General features: G+C 67.6%; 16 protein-coding genes. 5 read left to right on the top strand and 11 right to left on the bottom strand.

From position 1 onward, the window contains the following. Positions 1 to 714: a metallophosphoesterase gene (locus IB268_RS27070; RefSeq protein WP_054458206.1), complete on the bottom strand. Its 714-nt coding sequence runs from the start codon at positions 712 to 714 to the stop codon at positions 1 to 3. 178 nt (positions 715 to 892) lie between these two features. Between IB268_RS27070 and IB268_RS27065 the strand changes: the two genes are divergently transcribed. Next, positions 893 to 2,068 carry a PepSY domain-containing protein gene (locus IB268_RS27065; protein ID WP_054458207.1) on the top strand — a complete coding sequence of 392 codons (1,176 nt, stop codon included), beginning with the start codon at positions 893 to 895 and terminating at the stop codon, positions 2,066 to 2,068. Next, positions 2,065 to 2,250 carry a hypothetical protein gene (locus IB268_RS27060; RefSeq protein WP_054458208.1) on the top strand — a complete coding sequence of 62 codons (186 nt, stop codon included), beginning with the start codon at positions 2,065 to 2,067 and terminating at the stop codon, positions 2,248 to 2,250. Before IB268_RS27065 ends, IB268_RS27060 begins: the two co-directional genes overlap by 4 nt. 33 nt (positions 2,251 to 2,283) lie before the next feature. Here IB268_RS27060 and IB268_RS27055 read toward each other — a convergent pair whose 3' ends face one another. Further along, on the bottom strand, positions 2,284 to 3,111 hold the full coding sequence (locus tag IB268_RS27055; RefSeq protein WP_054458209.1) for an aldo/keto reductase: 828 nt from the start codon (positions 3,109 to 3,111) through the stop codon (positions 2,284 to 2,286). A 336-nt stretch (positions 3,112 to 3,447) separates the two neighbouring features. On the opposite strand from IB268_RS27055, the gene IB268_RS27050 reads away from it, so the two are divergent. Further along, positions 3,448 to 5,253, top strand: a complete 1,806-nt coding sequence (locus tag IB268_RS27050; RefSeq protein WP_192353209.1) for an ABC transporter ATP-binding protein/permease — start codon at positions 3,448 to 3,450, stop codon at positions 5,251 to 5,253. Positions 5,254 to 5,304: 51 nt separating this feature from the next. Continuing rightward, positions 5,305 to 5,694: a Rieske (2Fe-2S) protein gene (locus IB268_RS27045; RefSeq protein WP_192355097.1), complete on the top strand. Its 390-nt coding sequence runs from the start codon at positions 5,305 to 5,307 to the stop codon at positions 5,692 to 5,694. A gap of 24 nt (positions 5,695 to 5,718) precedes the next feature. Here the strand turns inward: IB268_RS27045 and IB268_RS27040 are convergent, their stop codons facing one another. Then, on the bottom strand, positions 5,719 to 6,702 hold the full coding sequence (locus IB268_RS27040) for a bile acid:sodium symporter family protein (RefSeq protein WP_054458211.1): 984 nt from the start codon (positions 6,700 to 6,702) through the stop codon (positions 5,719 to 5,721). A 107-nt stretch (positions 6,703 to 6,809) separates the two neighbouring features. On the opposite strand from IB268_RS27040, the gene IB268_RS27035 reads away from it, so the two are divergent. Continuing rightward, positions 6,810 to 7,652, top strand: coding sequence for a LysR family transcriptional regulator (locus tag IB268_RS27035; RefSeq protein WP_054458212.1), 843 nt, complete (start codon positions 6,810 to 6,812; stop codon positions 7,650 to 7,652). Between the two features lie 9 nt (positions 7,653 to 7,661). On the opposite strand, the gene IB268_RS27030 is transcribed toward IB268_RS27035, so the two are convergent. The 8 genes from IB268_RS27030 to IB268_RS26995 all read right to left on the bottom strand — a co-directional run bounded on the left by IB268_RS27030 (position 7,662) and on the right by IB268_RS26995 (position 14,631). Then, complete coding sequence (locus tag IB268_RS27030) at positions 7,662 to 8,195, bottom strand: OsmC family protein (RefSeq protein WP_054458213.1); 534 nt, start codon at positions 8,193 to 8,195, stop codon at positions 7,662 to 7,664. A 48-nt stretch (positions 8,196 to 8,243) separates the two neighbouring features. Further along, complete coding sequence (locus IB268_RS27025; RefSeq protein WP_244958707.1) at positions 8,244 to 9,419, bottom strand: c-type cytochrome; 1,176 nt, start codon at positions 9,417 to 9,419, stop codon at positions 8,244 to 8,246. After that, positions 9,416 to 10,207, bottom strand: coding sequence for an ABC transporter ATP-binding protein (locus tag IB268_RS27020; RefSeq protein ID WP_119451643.1), 792 nt, complete (start codon positions 10,205 to 10,207; stop codon positions 9,416 to 9,418). Before IB268_RS27020 ends, IB268_RS27025 begins: the two co-directional genes overlap by 4 nt. Next, positions 10,201 to 11,217: an ABC transporter permease gene (locus tag IB268_RS27015; protein ID WP_054458215.1), complete on the bottom strand. Its 1,017-nt coding sequence runs from the start codon at positions 11,215 to 11,217 to the stop codon at positions 10,201 to 10,203. Before IB268_RS27015 ends, IB268_RS27020 begins: the two co-directional genes overlap by 7 nt. Further along, positions 11,204 to 12,235, bottom strand: a complete 1,032-nt coding sequence (locus IB268_RS27010; RefSeq protein ID WP_054458216.1) for an ABC transporter substrate-binding protein — start codon at positions 12,233 to 12,235, stop codon at positions 11,204 to 11,206. The genes IB268_RS27015 and IB268_RS27010 overlap by 14 nt, the downstream gene beginning before the upstream one ends. Positions 12,236 to 12,365: 130 nt before the next feature. Then, a complete protein-coding gene (locus IB268_RS27005) occupies positions 12,366 to 12,698 on the bottom strand; it encodes a hypothetical protein (protein WP_054458217.1) in 333 nt (110 codons plus the stop codon). Positions 12,699 to 12,769: 71 nt separating this feature from the next. Then, positions 12,770 to 13,639 (bottom strand): N-formylglutamate amidohydrolase, encoded by an 870-nt coding sequence (locus IB268_RS27000; RefSeq protein WP_119451640.1) that lies wholly within the window; start codon positions 13,637 to 13,639, stop codon positions 12,770 to 12,772. Between the two features lie 2 nt (positions 13,640 to 13,641). After that, positions 13,642 to 14,631, bottom strand: coding sequence for a tripartite tricarboxylate transporter substrate binding protein (locus IB268_RS26995; RefSeq protein ID WP_054458219.1), 990 nt, complete (start codon positions 14,629 to 14,631; stop codon positions 13,642 to 13,644). Between the last annotated feature and the right edge of the window lie 103 nt (positions 14,632 to 14,734).

The raw sequence follows: 14,734 nt of genomic DNA, 5'->3' as shown, positions 1-14,734 counted from the left end.
CTATTCCTGCTCCGCGAGTTCGGTCACGACCTCGCGTGGCCAGGCCCGCAGGGATTCCAGGTCCAGGAAGGTGAAGTAGCCGGATTTCCAGCCCTCGGTATCGATGTGGTAGACGTTGCCCAGCAGCAGCGGCGCCGGCACCGGCGTGTGCCCGGCCACCACTGCCCGCACCCCGCGGATGCCGGTGCGGTCCATCTGCCGCAGGCGGTCGCGCGACCACTGGCAGGCGGCGCTGGTGCGCCGGTAGCGGTCCTGCAAGGCGGATTCCAGCCGCGGCCAGAACAGCACCGGGCAATCCGCGTGCAGCAGCCCCACGGCGCCGTCCAGGGTTTCGACCTCGATGGCGATGGGCAATTGCGCGAAAGCCTCGGCAAAGACCTGCTGGCGATCAGAAGGCAGGTCCAGGAACCAGCCGCCGCCATAGCCGCGCCAGTTATCCACGTCCACCTGCCCCGTGCGCACGTGGCGGATCGCGTAATCCTCGTGATTGCCCTGAACCGCGTGAAACCACGGCCGCGCCAGCCACTCCAGCGCGGCCTCGCTTTCCGGCCCCCGGTCCACCAGGTCGCCGACCGAAAACAGGCGGTCCCGGGACGGGTCGAAGCCCAGCTCGTCCAGGCTTTCCTGCAGGCGGGAAAAATGCCCATGCAGATCGCCCACCGCGAAATCGCGGCCTAGCTCGTTGCGCGGGACTTTGAGAAAACGCTGCTCCATGATGATCCGGGGGCTACCACTGGTTGATGCTCGATCCCTCTTTTTAACCCGCTTTCACGCCGCTCCGCCTGTCCCCCTTTGCCGCGCCGTGGTCAAAATTTGGTTACGAGAATCGATATTATTCGCGATAATATTCAGTTTTCCCCAATCCGCGCCTGCAAGGGCCCCGCCCTCCCCCATGACTGCCGCGTCCACCATCAAAACCTGGTATCTGGTCCATAAATGGACCAGCCTGGTCTGCACGATCTTCCTGCTCGTCATCTGTCTTACCGGCTTGCCGCTGGTGTTCCACCACGAGATCGAACACTGGCTCGACGACGGCAAGCCGTTGTCCGACGTCCCTGCCTCGACCCCGCGCGCCAACCTGGACAAGCTGGTCGACAGCGCCCGCGCCATGTATCCGGGCGAGGTCGTCGACTATCTGTTCTTCGATCCCGACGAACCTCAGGTCTATGTGGGCATGGCGAAAACGCCCGGCGACGGCCAGGTGTCCGGCCACGCCGTGCGCATGGACGCGCGCACCGGCGACGTGCTGCTGGACGGTCCGCTGTACACGGAGGACAAGTTTTCCTTCATGGGCATCATGCTGGCGCTGCACGTGGACCTGTTCGCGGGCCTGCCCGGCGAGTTGTTCCTGGGATTCATGGGGCTGCTGTTCTGCGTCGCAATCGTGTCCGGCGTGGTGCTCTACGGCCCCTTCATGAAAAAGCTGGAATTCGGCACGGTGCGCGCCTCCCGCTCCACGCGCCTGAAGTGGCTGGATCTGCATAACCTGCTGGGCATCGTGACGCTGGTCTGGGCCTTCGTGGTGGGCGTGACCGGCGTGATCAACGAACTCTCCACGCCGCTGTTCCGCCTGTGGCAGTCCACCGAACTGGTGCGCATCCTGGAACCCTACAAGGGCCAGAACGTACCCACCGAGCTGGCCTCGGCCCAGGGCGCCGCCGACACGGCCAGGAAGGCCCTGCCCGGCAACGAGGTGTCGTTCATCGCCTTTCCCGGCAATGCCTTCGGCAGTCCCCACCACTACATCACCTGGATGCGCGGCGACACGCCGCTCACCTCCAAGCTGAACACGCCTGTGCTGGTGGACGGCAAGACCGGCGAACTGACCACCGTGGCCAAGATGCCCTGGTACCTGACCGCGCTGGAACTGTCGCGGCCGCTGCATTTCGGCGATTACGGCGGCATGCCGCTGAAGATCATCTGGGCGCTGCTGGACGTCATTACCATCATCGTGCTGGTCAGCGGCCTCTATCTCTGGCTGGCCCGCCGCCGCGCCACCGAGGCGCGCATCGCCGAACTCGTGCGCAAGCACCAGGCCGCCGCCATCCCGAAAAGGACTCCCGCATGAGCAAGACGGCCCGTGGTTTCATGTTTGTCTGGGGCGCGCCGATCCTGCTGGGCGTGCTCAGCGTGTTCGGCCTGCTGGCCGCGTTGCTGGGCACGGGAGGCTGGCACTGGGCGTCCTGGATCGCCCTGGCCATCCTGCTGGCGGTCATCGTGCGCTACTGGGTATTCCCGCTGCAGCGCTAGGCGCGACCGCCAGTTCCGTGCCGGCGTGCGGCATTATTTGCCGAAGGTCTCGGGGTCCGGCCCCAGGCGCGCGCCTTCCTTGATGCCGTCGATGGCGGCCATGTCGGCCGCCGACAGCTCGAAGTCAAAGACGTCGATGTTCTCGCGGATGCGGGCGGGCGTCACCGACTTCGGGATCACGATCAGATCGTGCTGCAGATGCCAGCGCAGCGTCACCTGGGCGGGCGACTTGCCGTGCTTCCTGGCCAGCTCCAGGATGACCTTGTCCTTGGCCACGCCGCCCTGGGCCAAGGGGCTCCATGACTCCGTCGCGATGCCGTGCTTGGCGTGGAAGGCCCGCAGCGCCTGCTGCGTGAAGCCTGGGTGCAGTTCGACCTGGTTCACGGCCGGCGTCACGCCGGACGCGTCGAGCAGCCGCTCCAGGTTGGCCTGGGTGAAGTTGGACACGCCGATCGAGCGCGCGCGGCCGTCTTCCTTCATTTCGACCATGGCCTTCCAGGCGTCCAGGAACTTCGTGCTGCCGGCCACGGGCCAGTGGATCAGGTACAGGTCCACGTAAGCCAGGCCCAGCTTTTCGAGGCTCTCGTCCATGGCCTTATGGGCCTCGTCGTAGCCGTGCCTGTCGTTCCAGAGCTTGGTCGTGACGTACAGATCCTTGCGCGCCACGCCGGCCGCGCGCAAGCCCGCGCCCACGCCAGCCTCGTTGCCGTAGATGGCCGCAGTGTCCACCGAGCGGTAGCCTGCCGCCAGCGCCTCTTTCACGCTTGCGGCGGCCTGATCGTTCGGCACCTGCCAGACGCCCAGGCCCAGCTGGGGAATCTTGCCGCCGTCGTTCAATTGCATTGCCGGTACTTTCGCCATAAGACCCTCCGTAGCTTGCGACGCGACGTCCGCGCGGCGAATATGCGCCGGGTCGCGCAACCAAGGGGCAGCCAGGCTTCATCCTTGGTTGAGACAGTAAAGAACGGGCCCGCCAGGCTGCGCCCGAGTCACCATGCCGGATTGAAAACCCCCGGGAGAGGTCTAAACATCCCAGGGGTCGTGAGGCCGATATTACCCCCAGAGCCGCAAAATCCCTGAATCCCCTCTGCCAAAGCAGGCGTTTCCGCCCCTGGGCGCGGTGCTGCGACAGAATTGCAGCCTGTGGCCGATAATGCGCTTCCGACGGCCCGACGGCCCATGCATCCCCCCAAGACCATGAACGCTCCTGACACGCGGCCCGCGCGCCGCGGCGGCTTTTCCACCCTGCGCACGCTCTTTCCCTATCTCTGGCCGCCCGGCGAGACGGGCCTGAAAACGCGGGTGATCGCGGCCCTGCTGTGCCTGTTCGCGGCCAAGGTGGCCACGGTCTATGTCCCCCTGCTGTACAAGCACGCCATCGACGAGCTGGGCCAGGGCGCCCCGGGTTCCGTCACCGTGCCGCTGGGCCTGATCCTGGCCTATGGCACGGCCCGGGTGCTTTCGCTGCTGTTCTCGGAACTGCGCGACGCCATCTTCGCGCGCGTCGGGCAGCACGCCATCCGCGCGGTTGGCCTGCAGGTCTTTCGCCACCTGCATGCGCTGGCGCTGCGCTTTCACCTGACGCGCCAGACCGGCGGCCTGAACCGCGCCATCGAGCGCGGCACCAAGGGCATCCAGACCCTGCTGTCGTTCCTGCTTTTCAGCATCCTGCCGACCTTCTTCGAAATCGGGCTGGTCTGCGTGGTGCTGTGGAAGATGTTCGACATCTGGCTGGCGCTGGCCACGGGCGCCACCGTCACGCTGTACATGGCGTACACGCTGCTGGTCACGGAATGGCGTGCCAAGTTCCGGCGCCAGATGAACGAAACCGACTCCGAGGCCAACACCAAAGCCATCGAGAGCCTGCTGAACTACGAAACGGTCAAATACTTCGGCAACGAGGAACACGAAGCGCGCCGCTACGACGCGTCGCTAAAGCGCTATGAACGCGCCGCCGTGCGCAGCCAGGTCAGCCTGTCCATCCTCAACATCGGCCAGGCCGCCATCATCTCGGTGGGCCTGACCCTGGTCATGTGGATGGCCGCCACCGGCATCGCCGAAGGCCGCTACACGCTGGGCGATTTCGTGCTGGTCAACACCTACCTGCTGCAGCTGTACCAGCCGCTGAGCTTCTTCGGCTTCGTCTACCGCGAAATCAAGCAGGCCATCATCGACATGGAGCGCATGTTCGAACTGCTGGGACAGGACCGCGAGGTGGCCGACCGGCCCGATGCCCAGCCCCTGCGCGTGGCGGGCGGCGCGGTGGAGTTCCGCGACGTGCATTTCGGCTACGACGCGCGCCGCCCCATCCTGAAGGGCGTCAGCTTCACCATCCCCGCCGGCAGGACCGTGGCCGTCGTCGGTACGTCCGGCGCCGGGAAATCGACCATCGCGCGCCTGCTGTTCCGCTTCTACGACGCCGACGGCGGCGCGATCCTCATCGACGGCCAGGACGTGCGCAACGTGACGCAGTCCAGCCTGCGCGCCGCGATCGGCGTCGTGCCGCAGGACACCGTGCTGTTCAATGACACCATCCTCTACAACATCGGTTACGGCCGCCCCGGCGCCAGCGAGGAAGAGATCCAGGCGGCGGCGCGCCTGGCCCACATCCACGATCTGATCATGGCCATGCCGGACGGCTACCAGACCATGGTGGGCGAACGCGGGTTGAAGCTGTCCGGCGGCGAGAAGCAGCGCGTGGCGATCGCCCGGACCATCCTGAAGAACCCGCCCATCTTCCTGTTCGACGAAGCCACCAGCGCTCTGGACACCCACACCGAACGCGAAATCCAGGCCAATCTGCGCGAAGTCAGCCAGGGCCGCAGCACGCTGATCATCGCCCACCGCCTGTCCACCGTGGCGGACGCGGACGAGATCATCGTGCTGGCCGAAGGCCGCATCGTCGAGCGCGGCCGCCATGCCCAACTGCTGGCGCAGGACGGCATCTACGCCGGCATGTGGGCCCGTCAGCAGCAAAGCGCCCTGACCGGCTCGCCGGATTGACAAGCCCGCGCCCCTGTCCGAACATCGCACCCTTTGATTTCCAGGCCCACCATGCAGGATTCAGCCCCCGTCCCCGCCGTCCGCGTCTGCGCTTCCTCCGACCTCGCCAACGGCGGCCTCGGCGTGAAGATCCCCGTGTCAGATGCCGCCGGCCGCACCACGGCCTTCTTCGTGCGCTACCACGACCGCGTGCACGGCTATCTGAACCGCTGCGCCCACGTGGGCGTGGAACTGGATTGGGAAGGCAGCTTCTTCACCCGCGCCGGCGACCTGATCATGTGCGCGCGCCACGGCGCCACCTACCAGCCGGACACCGGGCTATGCGTGGGCGGCCCCTGTAAGAACGGCCGCCTGACCGTGCTGACGGTCGAGGAACGCGAGGGCGCGGTCTACTGGCAGCCGGCCGGCAAGATCCGCCCTTTGGAAGATACGCCCGCCTAGGGGGCTACGCTCAAGCAAGAGACTTCAAGCCCGCGCCGCCGCCGCTTCAGCCGGCGCCTGCCGCTCCGCGTAGCGGCGCGCCAGCACCGCGCAGACCATCAGCTGCATCTGGTGGAAGATCATCAGCGGGAGCACCACCACGCCCATCTGCGAGGTGCCGAACAGCACCGTGGCCAGCGGAATGCCCGAGGCCAGCGACTTCTTCGAGCCGCAGAACACCAGCGTGATCTCGTTTTCCTTGGACAGCCCCAGCTTGCGGCTGCCCCAGGTCGTGACCAGCAGCACCGTTCCCAGCAGCAAGGCGTTCACCAGCACCATGGACGCCAGGTCGATGGCCGGGAACGCGTGCCAGATACCCTGCGCCACCGCCTCGCTGAACGCCGTGTAGACGGCCAGCAGGATGGAGCTGCGGTCCACTTTCGACAGCGTGCGGTTGTTGCGCTGGGCCCAGGCGCCGATCCAGGGCCGCAGCAGGCTGCCCACCGCGAACGGCAGCAGCAGCTGCAGCAGGATGCGGCCGGCGTCGGCCAGCCCGTGGCCTCCGCCCTGGCGGTGCAGCAGCACCGCCACCAGCAGCGGCGTCAGCACGGTGCCCAGCAGGTTGGAAGCCGTGGCCGCGCAGATCGCGCCCGGTACGTTGCCGCGCGCCATGGAGGTGAAGGCGATAGACGACTGCACGGTGGAAGACAGGGTGCAGACGAACAGCACGCCCAGCCACAGCGAAGGCGTCAACAGGCCGGGAAACAGCGCCCGCAGGCCCAGCCCCAGCGCCGGAAACAGCAGGAAGGTGCAAGCCAGGATCAGCGCGTGCAGGCGCACGTCCTTCACGCCAGCCACGATGGCGTCCGTCGACAGCCTGGCGCCGTGCAGAAAGAACAGCAGCGAAATGGCGATGTTGCTGGCCACGGTCATGAACGCCGCGCCCTTGCCCACGGCAGGGAAAAAGCTGGCGAAGACCACCGTGGCGATCAGGATGAGCGTGAATTGGTCGGGCAGGAAGCGGCGCATGGCAAAGATTTCCGTAGGGATTGCGGAAACTATAGGCACGGCGCTTGCCATCGTGAAGCCCACTGGGTACTTTAACTGTCATCGGACTTTCCTATGACCAGGCCGCCATGCTCAATCCCTTGTGGCTCAAGACCTTCGCCGCGGCCGCCGCCGCGCCCAGCTTCACCGAGACCGCCCGGCGCCTGGGCCTGACCCAGCCCACGGTCAGCGAACACATCCGCCAGCTGGAACAGGCCTTGAACCGGCGTCTGTTCCAGCGCGACACGCATTCGCTCGCGCTCACCAGCGACGGCCGCAGCCTGCTGGTGCATGCGCAGATCATCCTGGACGCGCACGAGCGGGCCGAGCGCCTGTTCGACGCGCCGCGCCTGCGTGGGCGCGTGCGCCTGGGCACCTCGGACGATCTGGCAATGGGACCTCTGCCCGACGTGCTGGCCGCCTTCCGGCTGGCCCACCCGGAGGTCGAACTGGACCTGACCATCGGCGTCACCAGCGAGCTCTACAAGCTGCTGGACGACAACGGCCTGGACGTCATGATAGGCAAGCGCCGCAAGGGCGACCGCCGCGGCCAGACCCTGCACAAGGAAGCCCTGCTGTGGCAGGCCAAGGAAGGCCTGCGGGTGGCGCCGGACGAACCGCTGCCGCTGATCCTGCTGCGCGAACCCAGCGTGACCCGCGGCCTGACGCTGGACGCGCTGGCCCGCGCCGGCCGCAGTTGGCAGATCGTCTGCACCAGCACCAGCTATGCGGGCTGCCAGGCGGCAGCCCGCGCCGGCCTGGGCATCACGGTGCAGCCTTCGCACCTGTCCACGCTCGGCCTTGCCGCGCCAGCAGGCGCCGCGCAACTGCCCGCGCTGCCGCAGGTGGAATTCATCGTGATCTCGGCGCCCGCGCCCAACAAGCCCACGCGCGCGCTGACCGAGATCCTGATGCGCAGCACGCTGACTTGAGGCCTTTGCTTATTGCGCCGCCGAGCGGGTGTGCTGCACGCGGCCTTCCAGCGGCTGCGGCTGCTTGAGCAGGTTCAGGATCGGGCACCATTGCTCCACCGCCTCATGCACGGCGCGCACCGCGCTCTCGTCGGCCGGCGACACGATGTGCGCGGTATAGCGGATGTTGTGCGGAAAGAATGGCACCTGCTCATAGCCCGGCTTGCCGCCGCGCGGGTCCAGGTCGCCTTCGATCTCCACCTGCAGCGACTCCAGCGGCAATTCGAGCTCGGCAGCCTTGATCAGGAAGATATGCGTCAGGCAACTGCCCAGCGATCCCAGCAGCAGCTCGGGCGAACTCGGTCCCAGGTCATAGCCCGCGAAATCCGCGGGACTGTCGCTGACCACCTGGTGATCTCGGATCCGGATGCGGCGCACGCCGCTGCGGCCTTCGGCGCTGACCTGTGCGCGCAATTTCACCGGCGTCACGGTGTGCGGATCGCGCGCGTTGCGCGCCAGCACGGCCTCGCGTTTCTGGCCCAGGTATTCGTTCAACGTACTCATGTTGCAGACCTCGCTTGGGGTTGATATGTGCTTGGGCAAGCGCCGCAGTCAATGTTCGCGGCGCATATCCGGAATGGCGATGGGCGCACGATCCATCGCCTGCAATAGTTGGCCCAGCCCGCGGGCCGTCGCTCCCTCCATCCGTCCTCCCGGCCCACAGACATCGTCCGCGCTGGTCCACGCCGGAGCCGCGCCTGGCAGGCGGCGCGCGCGCAGCCAGCCCTGGCGGTCGACCATGAACTGCGCGCCCGCCAGCTCGTCAGGAGACACGCCGGCTGCCAGCGCATAGGCGTTCCAGGCCTCTACGCCTGCCGCCACGCAATCCGCGTCTACGCGCTGTGTGTGGCCACGCGTCAGCGCCACGGTGAGCAGGCGTGGATCCTGCGGTTCCTCGGCCGCGCCCTGCGCGTAGGCCATCACACGCAGGGGCAAGCCGCGCAAACCGCTCAGCCGCGTCGCCCGGCCGTCGCGGCAGGCAAGCGCCACGACGGGTGCGGCGACCGCCGGCATGCCGCTGCCGCCGCTGACGCCATAGGCCCGCAGGCGCAGATAGTCCAGCACCTGCCAGATCTCTTCCGTGTTCAGCATTGCGCCAAACGCCGGCATTGCGGGGTTGGCCGCCGGTTCCTGGCCGCCCTGCGCGATGCGCCAGTGCAGCTCGCCTTCGAGCCTGTTCTGGAACAGGGCCGGTCCCAGCACGCTGGGCCACACCGGCAGGCTGGCGGCGCGCTCGCCCCGCCCATCTGCCGCCGCGCCGTGGCATGCGGCGCAATGCGCCTGGTACAGCCGTCCGCCCTGCAACAGATTGGCATCGGAAAACGGCAACGGCGACCGCTGATAGGAAGAACTGTGCGCCTCGACCAGCAACATCCGCGGGTTCGGCCAGTCAGTCAGCAGCGCCAGCGCGACGGCGGCGCCCAGCCATGCCAGCCGGCGGCGCTTGGCGAACAGCGCGCCGCATAGCAACGCCAGCGCCGCCGCCGACTGCGCCAGCGCCAGCCAAAGCTGGCGCCACGTGTGCGGGCTGACGGGCAGGTCCGGGTCGTAGCGCCACGCGAATGGCCAATACGCCAATGCCGGGGCCTGGCCCAGCGAGCGCCAGACCGCGGCGCCCAGGGCCAACGCCAATGCGGCCAAGCCGACCGTCAACAGCGCCGCCATGCGCCGCCGGGCCCACCGCGCCGCGCCAGCGGCATCCGCCGGCCGGCGTTGCACGATGCTCACCACGTCGCATCCAGCCCCAACAAGGCCAGCGCGCGATGGCGCAACGCGGCCAGGCGCGGATCGCCGCGATGCCTGGGGTACGGCAGGTCGTTGACGATTTCGTCCTTGATCCGCGCCGGCCGCTCGCTCAGCACCACGATGCGCGTGGCCATGAACAGCGCCTCCTCCACATCGTGCGTGACCAGCAAGGCCGTGTAGCCTTCGCGTTGCCACAGGTCCACCAGTTCGGACTGCATGGCGATGCGGGTCAGCGAGTCCAGCTTGCCCAGCGGCTCGTCCAGGATCAGGATGCGCGGATCGTTGACCAGCGCCCGCGCCAGCGCGGCGCGCTGCGCCATGCCGCCGGACAGCTGATGCGGATAGGCCTGGCTGAACGCCTTCAGGCCCACGCGCTGCAAGGCCTCGTCCACCCGGCTGCGCTGCGTCTTCAACAGCCCGCGCGCCTGCAGTCCCAGGGCCACGTTGTCCCAGACCGTGCGCCACGGATATAGCGTGGGGTCCTGGAACACCACGATGCGCGAAGGCGAAGGCCCCGTGATCGGCTCGCCGTCCGCCAGCAGGCCGCCCGCGGCTGGCGGCTCCAGGCCCGCCACCAGGCGCAGCAGCGTGGACTTGCCGCAGCCGCTGGGTCCCAGCAGGGCCACGAACTCGCCCGGCTTCACGTCCAGGTCTATGCCGTCCAGCACCGGCAGTTGCGCGCCGTCCAGGTCGAAGTGATGGTTCACGCCGCGCACGGCCAATGCGGCGCCGGCCGCATCCCGCTTGTCAGGCACCGCTGCCGCTACCATTTCACGACTCCCTTCTGCCAGGCCAGGAGGCGGTCGCGCCCCAGGAACAGCAAGGTGATGAGGCCCGAGAACACCAGCGCCATCACGATCAGCGCGCCGTACATGTTGGCGTAGGACGCCCAGCCCTGGGCCCATGACAGGTACCAGCCCAGCCCGGACTTCACGCCCATCATCTCGGCCGCCACCAGCACCGAGAACGAGGCGCCCAGGCCCATGAACAGGCCCACGAAGACCTGCGGCAAGGCCGCCGGAATCGCCACGCGCAGCACCAGGAACCACTCATTGGCGCCCATGGTGCGCGCCACGTCGTAGTAGGCCCGGTTGACGCCCGCCACGCCCGACCAGGTCAGCACCGTGACCGGAAACCAGGTGGCCAGGGCGATCAGGAAGACCGCTGCCGACCAGCTCGACGGAAAGAAGAAGAACGCCATAGGCAGCAAGGCCGTGGAAGGCACCGGCCCCAGGAAGCGCAGCACCGGATGCACCCAATAGCCCAGGCCGCGCGACCAGCCGATCGCGACCCCGGTCAGGAAACCCGCGGCCGCGCCCAGCAGAAAGCCGTTGGCCAGCAGCCAAAGCGAATTCGCCAGACTGTCGGCCAGCCGCTTGTAGTCGGAGACGTAGACTTCGATCAGCGACTGCGGCGGCGCGAAGAACGGGCTGGGCAGCAGCGCCAGCTTGGCCGTCGCGATCTCCCAGGCGCCCACCGCCACGGCCAGGGCCGCGAGCCAGGGGCCGGCGCGGTGCAAGGCGCGCACGGCGCGCAACTGCCCCGCCCCCGGCGCCGCCGCCAGTAACAGCAGCAACGCCAGCGCCAAGGCCGCCGCGCCGAATTCGCGCGTGTAGCCCCAGGACGAGAAGCCCACCTCGACGTTCGGCCATGCCAGCGTCACGCCGCCCACGCCCGCCCACAGCGCGGCGGCGGCGATACCGGTTTTCCACAAGCGCCAGTCGCGCGCGGGCGGATTCACGCCCGCGGCCGGGGCGTGCAATACGTCAGCCGAGGACATTGGGCACCACCACTTGCGCGTATTTGTTGACGTCCAGGCCCGCGCTCAGCACCTTGATCGTCTTCAGGTCCCGGGCGTAGCCCACGATCTCTTCGCGCAACGCGGCGCCCGTCGAGGCATGGCCATGGCTATGGCTGCGCAGGATCGCGGCCACGCGTTCGGCCGGCACCTTGCCGGGCACATACGGCGCGAAGATGCGCGCGGTCTCGTCCGGGTTGGAAGCCGTCCAGCGCTGCGCGTCGATCACCGCACGCGCAATGGCCGCGGCGGCCTCTGGATCCTTGCGCACCAGATCGCCGCGCAGGCCCAGCACGCAGCAGGTTCGGTTCTCGTAATCGCCCTCGATGTTGGTGGCGATCTCTCGCAGCTTGTTGTCCTCGCGCAGCGTGTAGATCAGCGGATCGTCACCCGCAATGGCGTCGACCTCGCCCTTGCGCAGGACTTCGCCGAACAGGTCCTGCGGGTACTGGCGCCAGTCCACGGATTCGGGATCGATACCCAGCTGCGCCACGCGGATCGCGAAGAAGTTCTTCACCGGACTGGCCTGGTCCGACACGGCCACGCGGCGTCCCTTCAGGTCGTTGACGCTCTTGATCGGCGAATCCTGCGCCGTCAGCAAGCGCATGCAGCCGCCATGCGTGCCCACCGCCAGCTTGACGTCGAAGCCCTGCTCCAGCGGCTTCAACCAACGCAGCGCCATGCCGATGCCGCCATCGGCGTGGCCGGTGGCGATCGCCTCCAGCAGCTGGTCGGTGGAGCCGCTGAAGTTGATGCGTTCGACCTTGAGGTTGTACTTGTCGAAGAAGCCGCGCTCCAGCGCCACCGACACGGGCGATTGGCAGACTGCGGTCTGGCTCCATGCGATCTTGAACGTGCGCGGTGCGGCGTTGGCGGCCAGCACGCGCGAGCCCAGCATGCCCAGCGGCGCCGCAAGGCCTGCGGCGCCTGCCGCGCGCAGCAGCGCACGGCGCGAAATTCCCCGCGTGGAGATGGCGCGGGAATGGACGTTCGTATTCATCAACCTTCCTTTTGAGCAGACTGTGAATGGCGATGATTGCCATGCGGCATCATCGACCTGCGCTCAGGGGTTAGACAAATACAAAGTCGGGATAACAATATGGGCGACGCATGGCCGCCCAGGGGCTGGACTATTCGGGCAAATGGTCCGGAACGCCGTCCTCGTCGACCTGCTTGACGCGGTCCAGCGCGTTGCGCGCGGCCGACATGGCCTCGACCGTGCTGCGGAAGCGTCGGCTGATGAAGATCTCGAAAGCCTGGGTGTCGGGCTCGGCTTCCTGCTGCACGGCGTCATCCGGTGGCGCTGGCGCATCGGCCTGGGCTGCCGCTTGCGCGTCCCGTTCGGCCTGGCTCTTTTTCTTCGGCAACCGCCGCGTTTCGATGAAAGCGCGCGGCGGCACGCGCCCCTCGGGTTGGGTCGCGTACGCGAGCACCGAAAATCCGTTGATGATCTTCTCAGCCATTGCGGTTCCGTGTGGCCGCGCCCAAAAAAGCGCGGTTCCTTGTTACCGACTACGGCCCGCCGCGGAAAAACTTAAGCCAGCGCCGCCTGGCGCGCACGCACGTAGGCCGCCACCTGGGCCAGCACGTCGGACAGGTCCGCCTGCAGCGGCGCGAAGCCGGCGTTGCGCTCGCGCGTGGCTTCGTCCATGTACAGCGGACGGCGGATCTCCACCTGCAAGCTGTGCCGATTCAAGGCCGGCTGGCCGATCTGCGCGATCAACTGCACGCCTTTGTAGGGGTCGTTGCGCGCCACGGTGTAGCCCTTGCCGCGCAAAGCGGTCTCGATCAGGGCGATGAACTCCGGCTCGCAGGTGGTGCCGTCGCGGTCGCCCAGCACAAAGTCCGCCAGCGGATGCTCGCTCTTGCGGCCCAGGCGCTCGTAGGCGTCGTTGGGCATGGAGTGCAGGTTCAGATGCCAGACCGCGCCAAAACGCTGCCGCACCTGCTGGATCGCCTGCGACAGCGCCGCGTGGTAAGGCTCGTAATACGCCTGGATGCGGTGGCGCACTTCGGCCAGCGTGAGCTTGCGGTCGTAGATCGGCGTGGACCTGTCCATCCTGCGCCAGATCAAACCCTTGCCCAGGCGGGTCTTCTCGCCCGGGTCCAGCGGCTCGGGCCAGGGTTGCGCCAGCAGCTCCGGGTCCAGGTCCTGCAGCGTGCGGTTGGGATCGATATAGACGCGCGGAAAGTTCGCGGCGATCAGCGTCGCGCCCAGGGCCGGCGCCGCCGACCACAACGCGTCCACGTGCGTGTCCTCGCCCTGGCGCAATTGCGCCAGGGTGGCCGCGGCGCCGAAGTCGTCGGGATAGCGCTCGCCGCTATGCGGCGAATCGCAAACCAGCGGCAAGCCCGGGCCCGTGGGCTCGTGTACGGAAACAGCGTCGAAGTCGGCGTGGGTCATCGTCAATCAGCCTGAATATTGGCAGTCTTGGCGACCTTGGCGTAGCGCGCCAGGGCCTGCTGGATCTGCGCCTCGAATTCCTGGGGCGTGGTGCGCACCAGCGTACCACCCACTTCCTCGGCCTTCTTGCGGAATTCCGGATCGTCCTGGGCCGCGCGCACTGCCTTGTTCAGGCGTTCGATCACGGCCGGCGGGGTGCCGGCGGGCGCCACCAGGCCGAACCAGCCGCCCGTACCCATGTCGGGGTATCCCAGCTCGATGTAGGTCGGCACGTCGGGCAACAGCGGCGAGCGTTCGGCGCCCAGCACGGCCAGCGCGCGCAGCTTGCCGCCCTGCACCTGCGGCAGGGTCGAGGACAGGTTGTCGGTGATCGCGTCCACCTGCCCGCCCATCACGTCATTCAACGCCGGACCCGCGCCGCGGTACGGCACGTGCAGCAGCTTGATGCCGGACAGCATCATGAAGTTCTCGATGTTCACATGGCCCAGCGAGCCCACGCCCGGCGAGGCGAAGCTATAGCGCTCCGGCTGTTTCTTGGCCAGGGCCACGAACTCGGCCATATTCTTGGCCGGCAGGCCCGGATTGATCGCGAAGATGCTGGGCACGGCGACCACGTTGGCCACCGGCACGAAGTCCTTCACCGGGTCGTAGTTCATCTTGCGGAACACAGCCGGGTTCGAGCCGTGCGTGCTCATCGTGGCCATGCCGATGGTGTAGCCGTCGGGCGTGGCGCGGGCCACCTGCTCCATGCCCATGGAACCGCCGGCGCCGGCCTTGTTCTCGACCACGATGGTCTGCTTCAGGTCGCGGCCGGCGTACTCGGCCACCAGGCGCGCCACGATGTCGGTCGAACCGCCAGCGGCGAACGGCACCACCAGCTTGATGGGGCGGGCGGGATAGTCGGCAGCTTGGGCGATGCCGGCAAAGGACAACGTGGCGAACATGCCGGCGAGCGCGAAGCGCGCGGACCGGCCCAGGAGGCGGCGGGACATGGGGGATGACTCCGAAAGTTGAAGGTCAGTCGACAAGGCCGCCAGTGTCCGAACTTTACGATCCCCTTTCAAACGACTATATTGCACGGCTTCATTACCAATG

Source organism: Achromobacter sp. ACM01 (assembly GCF_014851745.1).
Classification (GTDB): domain Bacteria; phylum Pseudomonadota; class Gammaproteobacteria; order Burkholderiales; family Burkholderiaceae_B; genus Achromobacter; species Achromobacter aegrifaciens.
Note: the sequence above shows the minus strand (reverse complement) of the source record. Positions and strands in the feature narration are given on the sequence as shown.

Coding starts and splice junctions, on each gene's coding strand:
- IB268_RS27070 (WP_054458206.1), bottom strand. CDS start 714: ATGGAGCAGCGTTTTCTCAAAGTCCCGCGCAACGAGCTAGGCCGCGAT.
- IB268_RS27065 (WP_054458207.1), top strand. CDS start 893: ATGACTGCCGCGTCCACCATCAAAACCTGGTATCTGGTCCATAAATGG.
- IB268_RS27060 (WP_054458208.1), top strand. CDS start 2,065: ATGAGCAAGACGGCCCGTGGTTTCATGTTTGTCTGGGGCGCGCCGATC.
- IB268_RS27055 (WP_054458209.1), bottom strand. CDS start 3,111: ATGGCGAAAGTACCGGCAATGCAATTGAACGACGGCGGCAAGATTCCC.
- IB268_RS27050 (WP_192353209.1), top strand. CDS start 3,448: ATGAACGCTCCTGACACGCGGCCCGCGCGCCGCGGCGGCTTTTCCACC.
- IB268_RS27045 (WP_192355097.1), top strand. CDS start 5,305: ATGCAGGATTCAGCCCCCGTCCCCGCCGTCCGCGTCTGCGCTTCCTCC.
- IB268_RS27040 (WP_054458211.1), bottom strand. CDS start 6,702: ATGCGCCGCTTCCTGCCCGACCAATTCACGCTCATCCTGATCGCCACG.
- IB268_RS27035 (WP_054458212.1), top strand. CDS start 6,810: ATGCTCAATCCCTTGTGGCTCAAGACCTTCGCCGCGGCCGCCGCCGCG.
- IB268_RS27030 (WP_054458213.1), bottom strand. CDS start 8,195: ATGAGTACGTTGAACGAATACCTGGGCCAGAAACGCGAGGCCGTGCTG.
- IB268_RS27020 (WP_119451643.1), bottom strand. CDS start 10,207: ATGGTAGCGGCAGCGGTGCCTGACAAGCGGGATGCGGCCGGCGCCGCA.
- IB268_RS27015 (WP_054458215.1), bottom strand. CDS start 11,217: ATGTCCTCGGCTGACGTATTGCACGCCCCGGCCGCGGGCGTGAATCCG.
- IB268_RS27010 (WP_054458216.1), bottom strand. CDS start 12,235: ATGAATACGAACGTCCATTCCCGCGCCATCTCCACGCGGGGAATTTCG.
- IB268_RS27005 (WP_054458217.1), bottom strand. CDS start 12,698: ATGGCTGAGAAGATCATCAACGGATTTTCGGTGCTCGCGTACGCGACC.
- IB268_RS27000 (WP_119451640.1), bottom strand. CDS start 13,639: ATGACCCACGCCGACTTCGACGCTGTTTCCGTACACGAGCCCACGGGC.
- IB268_RS26995 (WP_054458219.1), bottom strand. CDS start 14,631: ATGTCCCGCCGCCTCCTGGGCCGGTCCGCGCGCTTCGCGCTCGCCGGC.